Origin of the sequence: Floccifex porci, assembly GCF_009696175.1 — a bacterium.
GTDB lineage: Bacteria > Bacillota_I > Bacilli_A > Erysipelotrichales > Erysipelotrichaceae > Floccifex > Floccifex porci.
Genome location: NZ_VUMM01000008.1, coordinates 36264 through 49206 on the forward strand (window position 1 = coordinate 36264; position 12943 = coordinate 49206).

11 protein-coding genes and 1 riboswitch are annotated in these 12943 nt (G+C 33.4%); of the genes, 5 read left to right on the plus strand and 6 right to left on the minus strand.

Annotated elements, in window-relative coordinates:
* Positions 1-21: 21 nt before the first annotated feature.
* Positions 22-3495, minus strand: coding sequence for a bile acid Fe-S flavoenzyme BaiCD (gene baiCD, locus FYJ50_RS05450; protein ID WP_154460077.1), 3474 nt, complete (start codon positions 3493-3495; stop codon positions 22-24).
* A gap of 170 nt (positions 3496-3665) precedes the next feature.
* On the opposite strand from baiCD, the gene FYJ50_RS05455 reads away from it, so the two are divergent.
* The gene (locus FYJ50_RS05455) at positions 3666-4637 is read left to right on the plus strand and encodes a MerR family transcriptional regulator (protein ID WP_154460078.1); all 972 of its coding nucleotides are present in this window, start codon (positions 3666-3668) and stop codon (positions 4635-4637) included.
* Here FYJ50_RS05455 and trhA read toward each other — a convergent pair.
* The 3 genes from trhA to FYJ50_RS05470 are packed head-to-tail and all read right to left on the minus strand — an operon-like array spanning position 4611 to position 6226.
* The gene (gene trhA, locus FYJ50_RS05460; protein WP_154460079.1) at positions 4611-5267 is read right to left on the minus strand and encodes a PAQR family membrane homeostasis protein TrhA; all 657 of its coding nucleotides are present in this window, start codon (positions 5265-5267) and stop codon (positions 4611-4613) included. The genes FYJ50_RS05455 and trhA overlap by 27 nt on opposite strands.
* Before the next feature lie 36 nt (positions 5268-5303).
* The gene (locus FYJ50_RS05465) at positions 5304-5471 is read right to left on the minus strand and encodes a hypothetical protein (protein WP_154460080.1); all 168 of its coding nucleotides are present in this window, start codon (positions 5469-5471) and stop codon (positions 5304-5306) included.
* The gene (locus tag FYJ50_RS05470) at positions 5468-6226 is read right to left on the minus strand and encodes an alpha/beta hydrolase (RefSeq protein WP_154460081.1); all 759 of its coding nucleotides are present in this window, start codon (positions 6224-6226) and stop codon (positions 5468-5470) included. Before FYJ50_RS05470 ends, FYJ50_RS05465 begins: the two co-directional genes overlap by 4 nt.
* 107 nt (positions 6227-6333) lie before the next feature.
* Here FYJ50_RS05470 and FYJ50_RS05475 point away from each other — a divergent pair, with 107 nt between their 5' ends.
* The 3 genes from FYJ50_RS05475 (at position 6334) to FYJ50_RS05485 (ending at position 8672) form a co-directional block, all read left to right on the plus strand.
* The gene (locus tag FYJ50_RS05475) at positions 6334-6792 is read left to right on the plus strand and encodes a divergent PAP2 family protein (RefSeq protein WP_154460082.1); all 459 of its coding nucleotides are present in this window, start codon (positions 6334-6336) and stop codon (positions 6790-6792) included.
* Positions 6793-6889: 97 nt separating this feature from the next.
* Complete coding sequence (locus FYJ50_RS05480) at positions 6890-7336, plus strand: MarR family winged helix-turn-helix transcriptional regulator (RefSeq protein WP_154460083.1); 447 nt, start codon at positions 6890-6892, stop codon at positions 7334-7336.
* A 1-nt stretch (position 7337) separates the two neighbouring features.
* The gene (locus tag FYJ50_RS05485; protein WP_205946440.1) at positions 7338-8672 is read left to right on the plus strand and encodes a citrate/2-methylcitrate synthase; all 1335 of its coding nucleotides are present in this window, start codon (positions 7338-7340) and stop codon (positions 8670-8672) included.
* Positions 8673-8926: 254 nt separating this feature from the next.
* Here the strand turns inward: FYJ50_RS05485 and FYJ50_RS05490 are convergent, their stop codons facing one another.
* The gene (locus tag FYJ50_RS05490; RefSeq protein WP_154460084.1) at positions 8927-9283 is read right to left on the minus strand and encodes a hypothetical protein; all 357 of its coding nucleotides are present in this window, start codon (positions 9281-9283) and stop codon (positions 8927-8929) included.
* Positions 9284-9863: 580 nt separating this feature from the next.
* A riboswitch (glycine riboswitch) is annotated at positions 9864-9949 on the plus strand.
* Positions 9950-10024: 75 nt separating this feature from the next.
* Here FYJ50_RS05490 and FYJ50_RS05495 point away from each other — a divergent pair.
* A complete protein-coding gene (locus FYJ50_RS05495; RefSeq protein WP_154460085.1) occupies positions 10025-11488 on the plus strand; it encodes an alanine/glycine:cation symporter family protein in 1464 nt (487 codons plus the stop codon).
* A gap of 236 nt (positions 11489-11724) precedes the next feature.
* Here the strand turns inward: FYJ50_RS05495 and FYJ50_RS05500 are convergent, their stop codons facing one another.
* Complete coding sequence (locus tag FYJ50_RS05500) at positions 11725-12681, minus strand: hypothetical protein (protein WP_154460086.1); 957 nt, start codon at positions 12679-12681, stop codon at positions 11725-11727.
* Positions 12682-12943: the final 262 nt, after the last annotated feature.

Below are 12943 nucleotides of genomic sequence, written 5' to 3' on the forward strand. Positions count from 1 at the left end.
CTTTTGGCAGTCCAGATAGTTTTATTCAAAGCCTAATTTTTCTCTTAATTCATGATAGATGTCATATCCACTGTATTCCATCTTAATTGTGTAATCATCTGTTTCTGGATGAATTGGCCACCATACTTGTCCTAAGAATGGATTGTATTTTGCCTGTTTTCCATATGTCCATTCTTCCTTCAGACATTCTGGACACCAGTGACCACCTTGTACAACCGCATTGATTGACATTTCAAATTCATAACCTTCTGCACTCTTCCATTTAATTGGTGTATAAATGTCTTTGATTTCAGTGGCAAGACATTGACCACCTCTAAATTCTGCAATGCCTTTCAGATCTTCGATTGTCAATTCTTCAATTTTCTTAGATTCATCGTATCCATGATTTAAATATGTAACTTCTTCACTTGGATGATACAATTTGAAATGATCCCAGTCTGGAATGGCTTCTAATTGTTCTTTTGAACCAAAGAAAGCTTTGATCCAGTCTTCTTCATTATTTTCGATCATCCAGTATGTACCCATACGTTTACGACCAATCATTTTATTGTTTTCTTTCATCTGTTCAGCGGTTGGAAACATTGCTCTAATCATTGGATTACGAGCCATTCTTGCCATTTCATCTTTTACAGAACCCCAGTACTGATCAGCTGGAATGCATCTGAAATGAAGAATGTCATCCAAATCTTTTGAATCTGAATAATATTGTCCATGGAAGTTATATTTGGCAATACGATTTAAATCATGGATGTCTTTTAATCCAATACCAAATGCAGATAAGTTAATATCCATTAATTCCCATGTAGTTAAACGATATCCTTCTCCACTGCTTAAATTGTAAGCTTTACGCCAGAAAGATTCAGGAACCCAGTCTTCACATAAATTAGCCATACAAATTCCAGATTCAATGGAAGTTGCCCACTCTAATACGTTATTTGGTGGCTGATGCGTAATGATTGGTAAGCTTCCTGCTGCCTGATTAGAAGGATGCTGTCCTGTCTGACGAATACTTACCCAATGTTTCAATCCACTATCAAATAATGCCATTTCAGAGAATACTTTACTTAATGCATAGTAATCAAATATAGAAGGACAAATTGGATCTCCTACACGACCAAACTGGATTGGATCGGCTCTATGTCCTGTCATCGCAACCGTACCTACATAGGCAAAGTGAACTTTGTCTGGGTCTGGCTGTGCCTTAATGGCTTTAATAATATTTAAAGTGGATCCAATATTTGTATATAGAGTTTCTTTTGGATGATCGTCTGCCATAGGAGAAACCATAGCTCCGATATGCAGTACATAATCCGCTCCAGTTACACATTTTAGAATGGTGTCATAATCGGACATATCTCCCCAGACAACTTCTAAGCTTGGCTGACGATATTTCTTCATTAAATCTCTATTTTTCTTAGAATCACGTACTAAAGCACGTACATTGAAACGAGAAGAACGAGCCAGTAACTGTTTTAATGTTTCCTGTCCCATCGTTCCACTGGCACCTGTGATAAATACGACTTTATTTGGTTTTAATGCATCTCTATGAACATCTTCTTTATCAAATGTCATCGCAACATCAAAGGCTTCTCTTACAGCATTTAATGCACGTCTTGGACCATATGCATCTCCTACACAGAAATATGCCACTTCATTGTCATAACATGCCTGTTCCAGTTCAGAAGTTTTTCTTGATTTAGAACCAATGGATACAATGGCATAATCACAGTCAAAACTCATTTCCTGATTGTCTTTTATACCAATGACTTTTCCATCTTCAATGGCTTTTACTTTAATATCTGTTACAGGAACAATACCCGCTCCATAAATGCTTTCCATCACACAAGTTTTACGAACGGAACCTAGATCCGATGCGATAGCTGGTAACATTTCCAGAATAGTAACTTTACATCCTCTGGCAGCTGCATATTCAGCCACTTCACATCCAACCAGTCCACCACCAATCACAACGACATTTCCTTTTACTTCTTTATCCCCTGCCAGTACTTCATGCGAATTGTATACAAAGTCTAAATCATTTCCTGGAATATTTAATTGAATTGGAGTGGCTCCAATGGCATTAATGAAAGAATGAGGCTTAATTTCAGAAATTGTTTCTGGTGTAACAGGCGTATTTAAACGAATATCGATACCCATCTTCTGAGCCTGTTTACCCATACGAATAACGGCATCGCTCATTTCTTTTTTACGAGGTGCTTTTCCTGCTAAAATAAACTGTCCACCTAAAGTATCTGTACTTTCCATTAAAATTGGATTGTGTCCTCTACGTTTTAATGTTAAAGCAGCTTCCAATCCAGCAATTCCTCCACCGGCAATCAATACCGTTTCAGGTTTTGTGACTGGAATGATTTCACATTCTTTTTCTCTTCCTAAAGCCGGATTCAATAAACATGTAACCTGAGGAATGTCCATATTTTCAAATCCATCGTAACATCCCTGATCGCATCCAATACAATAAGTGATTTCATCCAGACGATTTTCTTTTACTTTATTTAAGAATTCTGGATCGGCATACTGGGCACGGCACATAACCACCATATCCACTTTATCTTCTTCCAGAGCTTTTTCAGCAATTTCTGGTGTATTGATACGACCTACACCAATGGTAATCATTCCGGTTCCTTTACGGATCTTAGCTGCATTATCAATATTGAATCCCTGTGGAGTATCAATCGAAGGAACTTCGTATTTAATCGCTGCTGAAGAGAAGTTTCCTCTGGAAACATTTAATACATCTACACCGGCTTCTTTTGCCCAGTTACAGAATGTAATGGTATCTTCAATGGTCATACCATTTTCAAGATAATCATCCTGTGCATCAATACGCATAAATAAAGGCATATCTTCTGGAATATTTTTACGAATTTCTTTAATGCACTCCAATGGGAATCGAGCACGATTTTCCAGAGAACCACCATATTCATCCTGTCTATGATTAAAGAAAGCACTTAAGAATGTATGTGGTAAATAATTATGAGCACAATGGAATTCCACACAATCATATCCTGCCTGTACGGCACGAGCCGCTGCTTTTCCAAAACATTCTTCAACTTCTTTAATCTGATCTAAAGTGATTCCTGGAAGTGTAATCTGTTCAGAAACAGGCATATCACTGGATACCAGGATCTGAGCAGTCTGATCACTACCAACTGCCAATCCTCCTTGCCACAGCTGAATGCACGCTTTTCCTCCTGCTTCATGGATGGCATCCACTAATTTCTTATGTCCAGGAATGTACATATCTTCACTGATCGATAAGAAATTTCTTGGAGCGGATGGTGTATGAACGGAACTGACTTCCACACAGTTTAATCCACTTCCTCCTTTTACACGTGCAACATGATAATGAATCAATTTGTCTGTCACAAAACTTCCCTGTTTTCCAGAAAATTTTGTACCTGCTGCAGAATATACCACTCGATTTTTAAGTGTTAATCCGCGAATCTGAATCGGTTCAAACATTTTTTCAAACATAGTAAAACCTCCTGTATATCTAATTGAATTATAAAATATACAGTTTATGGAGTGTCAAATATCAATTTTAATGGCATAATCAGTTGATTTTTAGGAATTATATGAAATCGCTTTCAATTTTAGACTTTAAAACCATACACTATAGTGTATACTATTATTAGAAGGTCATTATGAAAATACAGGAAGTCAGTCAGAAAACACAAATCAGTAAACGAAACATTCATTTCTATATTCAGGAAGGTTTGATTACTCCAGATATCGATTCTGGTAATGGATACTATGATTTTAAAGAAAAAGAAGTGCAGCAGTTAAAATTAATTCAACTGTTCAGAAATGCACAGCTTCCTCTTTCAACCATACGATTCATCTTAAAAGAACCTTCTACAACTTCTTTTTATATCAGTCAATATCTGCATACTTTAAATCAGCAGAAAAAGTATCTTGAAAAGAATATTGAAAGTATGAACTATATTCTTCATCATTTACCTTTACAGATTCATTTTGATAATTTATATCAGGTCGTACAACAGGCTAACATTCCCAATCAAAAAGAAGAAATTGAAAATCAGAAAGATTATTCTTTGATTACTCGCTTTTTATGGTCTCGTTTTATCCCTGAAGGAATACAGAATGATTTTCATGAATTTCTATGGGCAAAAATCAATCGCTTAGCCCAAGAAGATTCAACAGGTGATTTTAATACTTTATCGAATTATTTAAATACTTTAGATGCCAGTGAAATTGAAACTCTATTTACAGATAATTATAAACATTATGAATTTGCGGTTGGTTTGGATGAACAGGGTTGTTTAGAATATGCATTAAAATTAGAAGAAAAAATAAAAAGAAATCTAAAAGAAAATCAGTTAATTTATATATGGAAGCAGGATTATTATTCTTTTTATTTACCAAATATAAGATTGTATGATTCAAAGAATTTACAGGATATTATTGTTCAGATTTCACCTTTTTTTAAACAGTATGTAAAAAACATTCATTTTGTCTGTTCAAAAGTTTATGAAAATAAAAAACTGATGAAAGAAATGGAAGAAACATTGTCTCCTTATTTAGATCTTCATCAGTATCATCATGCAGCCATTGAAGCTTTTGGTTCTTTAGATACAGTACAGAATCGCAATTAAATGCACTATACTTGCCAGAATAATGAATATATGCCAGGTAAAATGAAAAAATCTTTTATTGGGATGAGCATAAAAGAATGTCCCGATTGTATATAATATACCTCCTATAACGATTAATATTAAAAATAAAGGATGGCATTCTCGAATCAAGGTTGGCAAGATAAAAAGTGCAAGCCATCCCATGATCATATAAATACACATGCTTAATTTAGGATGTGCATTATTCGAAATGGATTTCAATAAAACTCCCGATATTACCATGAGCCATTCAATTGATAATACAAGATAGCCAATCCAGTTATGTAAGACAATTAAACAGATCGGTGTATAGGTACCTGCAATTGCCAATAAAATCATAATATGATCTAATTTTCGAAACACAAATTTATGAGTGGTTTCATATGGCATAGTATGGTATAAACAAGAGCCCATAAACATAAAAAATAAACAAATGAAATAAATAGATATTCCAGCTGCCTGTAATGCACCTCCCTGCAGATAAGCTCTTATTGAATAATAAGGCAGTGTAAACAACAATAAAAGAGCCATAACGCCATGACTGATGCTGTTTCCCACTTCTTCACCAAAACCAAGATGAACCGTGTGTTTCATGCTTTCATTTTTTTCCATAATGACATTATAGCTCTATTTTTTTGAAATACAATTTTAGTGATTTTTATTTGAACGTATCCCAAAATAAATACAGGCAATCACCATAACGATACTGACAACCAGCATCGTACGATCTTTAATGGTGTAACTTCCAATGGCTGCAGCTAAAAAACAGATGGCAGCTACATAATATAAGATTCCTGACTTCAGTATTTTTTTCATAGTAATCCTTTCTCTTTTATCCACTTCATGACATAATCGATACATTCATATACTTTTGCATAATCCCCTGTTTTGGCATTTAATGTATGATTGGCTCCTTCAATTTCAAATCGATCGGTCTTATTTTCCAGACTGAATCTATAACTGATTGCAGGATCAATAGTTGGATCGTCTTTTCCAATACACACCAGTATAGGACCTTCATAATTCAAAATGACTTCTTTTTGAATTTCCACTAATTCTTTTTTAAATCTTTCAAATAAAAGCTCCACTCTTCCATCACTTGGACGAATCAGACAATATCCATCTTTCATTTCAGGAACCAGTAAATCGGATAAATCTTTTCCATCCTGTAAAGCTCCGTTAATAGTAATGAGACAGGAAACAGGTAAATCACTTGAATATACCGCAATCCTTCCACCTAAACTGTGTCCTAATAATCCTATATGTGAAAACCCACATTCTTCTTTTAGATAACGAAAAGCTTCTTTTACTTCTTCCAGCATAACTTTCAAGCCATAATTTTCTCTGGAAAATCGATTTTCGCCCATGCTGCAGAAATCAATTCTTGCACTTGAAATTCCATTTTCTTCAAATTTCTGAGCAAATTTTGAAAATAAATATCCATCTCCTTCTTTAAAAGCCATAAATCCATGAAGCATTAATATACATAAAGAAGATGAATCGGATTCACTTTCTGTAATCACCATTGGTAAATCATGGTCTTTCATTTTAATAAATATTCTTTTTTCCACATAGATTATTCTACACTTATTCTTTAAAAATACAAAAATTATATCCATTTTATACAAAACGAATTCTAAATCATGATATAATTTGACAAGAAAAGGAAGGAAACGAAATGTCTGATTCACTATTTATTTTAGTCGCTTCTTTACTCAGTAATGTTGTAGCACAAATATCAAAAATGTTTGTTTATTATTATAGAACCGGAAAATGGGATATTCACTGGTGTCTGGCAAGTGGAGGATTTCCATCCAGCCACAGTTCCACTGTTACCACTTTAAGTCTATGTGTTGGCTTTATAGAAGGCTTTGGTTCTTCTATATTTGCGATTACCTGTGTTTTTTCTTTTATTGTAATGTATGATGCCTGCCATGTACGTTATTATACAGGGAAAAATATTGAATTGACCCAGCAGCTCATAAAAGATTTAAGTACCATGATGGGACTTCGTTTCGATGATCCCATTTATCAGGAAAAACTGAAAACCATTCTGGGACATAAACTGGTTGAAGTAGTCGGTGGATTTATACTGGGACTGATCATTGCTTTGATCTTATGGCCATTCTTTTCGTAAGCATGTTAGACATGCTTTTTTTATTGACATGAATGACAATATTACATATAATACTTCAAAATAGAATAGTTCATATTTGAACTAATAGGAGGTTTTTATGTCCGATAATTTTATTGAAAAATTTGATGATTTAGTAATTGAACAATATTATGAAAATAAAAATACCATCCGTGATTTTTTTGAACGGACAAGTATGAATGAATACGTTGCTCTAAAAGAAATATCAAAACATCACAACGATGAAAAGATTTATTTAAAAGATCTGGCAAAGACTATGCAGATTTCGTATCAGGCTTTAGCTCAAATCATTCGAAATTTAAAAGATAAAGGATATGTGAACTGGACTTATGATGGAGATGGAAAAGAAGGCACATACATTGAAATCAGTGAAGATGGTTTAAATTTATTATCCAGTCAGAAAGAATTCTTAAAACAATATTACAGTAAAATTTTAAAAGTATTTGGAAAAGATAAATTATTCCAGCTTTTATCTTTGTTGCACGAACTTCAGATGGTCATGCACGAAAACAGAGGAGATGAATAATATGGATATGAATAAATTAAACGAATATACAAAAAAACAGGAAGAAATCTGTATCAGAAATGATTATGTATCCCCTATTGTCTTTCAGGAATATGGAGTAAATCGTGGTTTAAGAGATGAAAACGGAAAAGGTGTTTTAACCGGCTTAACACATATTTCGGATATTGTTTCTTCTCATACTGTTAATGGAAAAAAAGAAGCCTGTGATGGACAGTTATGGTATCGTGGATATCGTGTTGAAAATCTGATTCATGATTTAAAAGAAGATGAATATGGATATGAAAAAATTGCTTATTTATTATTGATGGGTCAGCTTCCTGATAAAGAACAGGAAAAAGAATTCACAAAATTATTAGGACAATGCAGAACTTTACCTACGAATTTTACAAGGGATGTCATTATGAAAGCACCAAGTGAAGACATTATGAATTCTATGACAAAAAGTATCTTAACACTGGCTTCCTATGATGAAAATGTAAAAGATACAAGCATTTCCAATGTATTGCGTCAATGTATCCAGCTGATTGCTGAATTCCCATTATTGGCCATCTATGGATACAATGCGTACAATCATTATGAAAAATATGGGAGCATGTTTATTCATCATCCCGATCCAAATCTATCCACTGCAGAAAACATTTTAATGATGTTAAGACCAGATAAAAAGTATACAAAAACAGAAGCCAAAGTACTGGATACGGCTTTAATTCTTCATATGGAACATGGTGGAGGAAACAATTCCACTTTTACTACCCGTGTTGTCACTTCTTCTGGTTCCGACACCTATGCGACCATCAGTGCCGCTATGTGTTCTTTAAAGGGACCAAAACATGGAGGAGCCAACTTTAAAGTCATGGAAATGATCGAAGATATAAAAAATCATGTCAGCGATACCAGTGATCCAGATCAGGTAAAAACATATCTGGAAAAGATCGTTGATAAAGAAGCATTTGATCATAAAGGATTAATTTATGGAATGGGTCATGCCGTTTATTCAATATCCGATCCAAGAGAAAGAGTCTTTAAATCTTATGTTGTTGAACTAGCAAAAGAAAAAGGAAGAGAAAAAGATTTGATGTTGTATGAAAACATTGAAAACACTGCACCTGAAATCATCGCCAGAAAGCGTAAAATCTATAAAGGGGTTTCTCCAAATGTGGATTTCTATTCTGGTTTTGTTTATGAAATGTTAGGCATTCCACAGGAACTGTATACCGCAATGTTTGCCATTGCCCGTATTGTAGGATGGTCCGCTCACCGTATTGAAGAATTGATCTGTATGGACAAAATCATACGTCCAGCTTATATGAGCATCATGGAAAAGAAAGAAAATTAAAGTTGATAACGCATACATTCAATGTAAGCGTTTTGACAATTTGACAATTATTCTGAATATGTTTTAATGAGTCCATAAGGGTAAAACCTTATGGATTTTTTTAAAAATAACTTCATATATAGATGGAAAGGAGAACTTTATGTTTCTAATTACTTCAACAATCGCATTCACTATGATGATTTCAACAGGTATGATTTTAAGTCATCTTTTCAATGAATGCCTATAAAAAAATACAACTTGATGTTGTATTTTTTTTAATCTTCAAATGTATGATATGTAATAATGACACGAGCGGTTTCTTTAAATCTCTGGTTCTTTTTAAAATCTGCTTTTCCATCAATAGATATGGATTCAACCGATCCCTGTCTGGTCAATAATCCCATTCTCAAATCTTTCTGTTCCAGCAATACAATATCTTTAAATCCATACGCTTCCATTTCATCAAAAACCTGTTCATAATTTTTACGATAGTAATCCTGTGCACTAAAAGGAATACGAATCATAGGGATATCATTATTTAACTGTCGACTGATTTCATTGATTCCCTGGTCCACAACCTGAACCGCAGTTTCACAAATATCTTTAAGATTCGATAATAAATCTTTTGCCATTTTCAAAATCTCCTTTATTCAATAGTAATTTAGAATTTATTAGAATGCAAGTCATGCAATTTTATATATTTGTGTGAATAATATATGATTAAATAAAATTCCACAATTCACAAAATTATTATCATTTTTCACATCTTTTAACATAAATGTAATGTATTTTTGCGTTAGCTTTATTTTAATATAGAATCATCAAAGGAAACATAATAAGACCTTTGATAAAATCTTCATACTCTCTTCTCTAAACTGAAAGGCTCATGGAAACATGAGTCTTTTTGTTTAGAATAAGCCATATTTTTACATAATTTTACACAAAAAAAACAAACCATTTCGATAATAAAACTAATTGATTCCAATATAATAGAATCATCAAAGAAATGATTTCTTTGAAAACATAATTTTTTTATTTCTCTTCTCTAATTTGAAATAAAGCATTCAATTTTGAATGCTTTATTTCATTTTTTTCTTGTCAACTAAAAAAAATTATGGTATTTTTTGAACATTAAGTGTGAACAGATGTTTACAGAAAACAAGCAATTGCTGACCCAAGGGTTTAAAATCTCAGGTAAAAAAGACTGTAAACGGATCATACTCTGGAGACATCCATTTGGAGGCCGAAGGTGCAATGCGCATGCAGAATCTCTCAGGCAAAAGGACAGAGAAATTATTCGATTTTCTTTTCGTGTGAATTTGTGTGTATGCATCTATGTACACACACTTTTTATTTTGAGGAGGAAGTATAATATGATTGAAACGATTAATTCTTTTTTAAATGGAATCGTATGGGGACCGATTGGTCTATGTCTGTTATTTCTTGCAGGTGTCTGGATGACAATTGTGAACAGAGGATTTCAGATCACCCATTTTGCACACTGGATGAAACAAACCATTGGTGCCATTTTTAAAGATTCTCATGTAAGAGCTCATACCGAAAAACACGACAAACAGATCAGCCAGTTTCAAAGTCTATGTACAGCACTGGCTGCCACTATAGGAACTGGAAACATTGTAGGGGTTTCAACTGCGATTATCAGTGGAGGACCCGGTGCCATTTTCTGGATGTGGATCATGTCAATTCTGGGAATGATGACCAACTATTCAGAAAACGTTCTAGGTATTTTTTATCGTATCAAAAATAAAAAAGGAGAATGGTCTGGAGGTGCCATGTATTATCTGGTCAATGGACTGGGTGCAAAAAAAGGATGTAAGACATTGGGAAAAATACTGGCTTTATTATTCAGCTGTTTTTGTATCTTGGCTAGCTTTGGGATTGGAAACATTGCCCAGGTCAATTCCATTTCTGGAAATTTATTTTCTGCCTTTTCCATTCCAACCTATATTACAGGAATTCTCCTTGTATTCTTAACCGGAATTGTTGTCATTGGAGGAATCAAAAGAGTGGCTCTGGTAACCGAAAAACTGGTTCCATTTATGGCCGTCATTTATATATTAGGTGCACTTGGAATTATTGCCATTCACGGAAACAGGATTCCCGCTGCTTTTCTTTCCATATTTAAAGGAGCTTTTGGTCTTTCTTCTATTAAAGGAGGAATTTTAGGCTATGGTTTAAAAAGTGCCATTGTATGGGGATTTAAAAGAGGAGCTTTTTCAAATGAAGCTGGTTTAGGATCTTCGGTCATGGTTCATTCCAGTTCCAATGTGAAAGAACCTGTACAACAAGGTATGTGGGGAATCTTTGAAGTCTTTGCCGACACCATTGTTGTATGTACATTAACAGCTTTAGTTGTCCTGACAAGTGGATTCTTTGATTTAGAAACAGGTAAACAGATTGTAGATATTTCTGCTTCTTCCCTTGTTGGACAAGCCTTTGGAAATGTTTTCGGACCAATTGGACCGATGTTTATTGCCATTGCGATATTGATGTTTGCCTTCTCTACTGTTTTAGGATGGTCCCATTATGGTGGTAAAAGTGTTGAATATTTATTAGGTGAAAAAGCCGTCGTATTTTATCATCTGATATTCTGTGGAATGTCCTTTTTCTCCAGCACAATGGACCTTACACTTGCCTGGGATCTGTCCGATACTTTTAATGGACTTATGATGATTCCAAACTTAATAGGAGTCCTTGCCTGTTCTGGTACCGTTATGGCTATCACAAAAAACTATACCGATCGAGTCTTTAAACAGAAAGATATCAAACCTATGTATTCTGCTTATCCAGAAATACAAAAGGAACAAGAATCCTAAAACACAGTTCGCTGTGTTTTTTATTTTCCCAAATTCTTTTATATTTAACCCATTTTTACCAAATTCATATAAAAAACTCACAAAGTATAACACAATCATAAGATAGTTTTACGATAACTTTATCCTATTATAGAATCAACAAAGGGGATAGAAAATAATAGGTAAGGCCCTTTGTTCAAAATAAATTTTTCATACTCTCTTCTCTAAAAAGAAAAAGCACTCTTCGGAGTGTTTTTTCATTTTATAATATCACAATGTTCTAAAACCCAGCTTAATCCTAATATTCGATCCTGATCTTCAAAAGAAACATATACTTTATTTCCTTCCTGTTTATAGATTATTCCTTCTTTATATACGGGGTGAATCACAATACGATCCAGATAACCTTTTTCCATCTCTTCTTTTTCCAATGTAAAATAAGCATAGGCTCTTTCCCTTGAGCAATCCCAGGCATCGTATATTTTATATTCTCCATTGATTTTCTTTAAACAGGTAATATGGTTTTTTCCTGTATACAACAATACAGGTCCCTGTAAATCTTTTATTTTTTTAGAAAACTGGTAAACATTTAAAACATTCGCTAAAGGTTTATGTTTTATAAAATGATTGATTTCCAGTACTTTTTCAATGACTTCTATATGATTTAAATGAATTCGATTCATTTTATAAGCCACTATCGCAATTTGATCCAGTGCCTCGTGCCAGTTGATATTCAAACTATGACTGATTGCTCGTATCGAACAGTCTTCGCTTAGATTTCCATTTGGATTGGGATTGGAATATTGAAAAGTAGAAGTAGATGTATTTTCATGTTTTAAAATATTATATTGATAGTCATAATGAAAATCTTTTATATACATCTCATATTCTTCAAATGGATCTAAATATTCTGGATTTATAATTCCATACAAAATTCCATGAACAAAAGCATAATAATGACTTCCTCTTTTCAGTAAAGCATATCCTTTATAATCTTTAGGATCATGAAAACTATATCCCATTTCCTTTAATAAACATTTTTTATTTTTTTCATCTTCACTGGGACCATTTCCATATTTATGTAATACATCAATATAAGAGTCAAACATTGTCTTCCATTTACAATTTTCTAATATTCCTATCGCATTTAAACATTCAAAAAAAGAACTTTCTTCTTTGATTTTTGGACAAATGGTTTTATAAATATATTTCATATTTAAATTTTACATCAACTATTCCATATTTCTAGCCAACTTTTCCACTTTTCTTTTATATTTTAAATTTTATTGTATATTATAAGTGAAAAGAAAGAAGGACAGACCGATGTACAAATAAGATTCCTATCTATATAGAAATACCAGATATAGATAGATGAAAAGATAGAGGTATTCCATATAGATTCGAAAAGAAAGGAGAAACAGGTGAAAAACAAATTTATTTCATAGAAGGTCTCAACGTTATAATAAGAACAGTTGG

What these genes read in the sequence shown, in the direction of transcription:
- baiCD (WP_154460077.1), bottom strand. Translation starts at nt 3,495, where the DNA reads ATGTTTGAAAAAATGTTTGAACCGATTCAGATTCGCGGATTAACACTT.
- FYJ50_RS05455 (WP_154460078.1), top strand. Translation starts at nt 3,666, where the DNA reads ATGAAAATACAGGAAGTCAGTCAGAAAACACAAATCAGTAAACGAAAC.
- trhA (WP_154460079.1), bottom strand. Translation starts at nt 5,267, where the DNA reads ATGGAAAAAAATGAAAGCATGAAACACACGGTTCATCTTGGTTTTGGT.
- FYJ50_RS05465 (WP_154460080.1), bottom strand. Translation starts at nt 5,471, where the DNA reads ATGAAAAAAATACTGAAGTCAGGAATCTTATATTATGTAGCTGCCATC.
- FYJ50_RS05475 (WP_154460082.1), top strand. Translation starts at nt 6,334, where the DNA reads ATGTCTGATTCACTATTTATTTTAGTCGCTTCTTTACTCAGTAATGTT.
- FYJ50_RS05480 (WP_154460083.1), top strand. Translation starts at nt 6,890, where the DNA reads ATGTCCGATAATTTTATTGAAAAATTTGATGATTTAGTAATTGAACAA.
- FYJ50_RS05485 (WP_205946440.1), top strand. Translation starts at nt 7,338, where the DNA reads ATGGATATGAATAAATTAAACGAATATACAAAAAAACAGGAAGAAATC.
- FYJ50_RS05490 (WP_154460084.1), bottom strand. Translation starts at nt 9,283, where the DNA reads ATGGCAAAAGATTTATTATCGAATCTTAAAGATATTTGTGAAACTGCG.
- FYJ50_RS05495 (WP_154460085.1), top strand. Translation starts at nt 10,025, where the DNA reads ATGATTGAAACGATTAATTCTTTTTTAAATGGAATCGTATGGGGACCG.
- FYJ50_RS05500 (WP_154460086.1), bottom strand. Translation starts at nt 12,681, where the DNA reads ATGAAATATATTTATAAAACCATTTGTCCAAAAATCAAAGAAGAAAGT.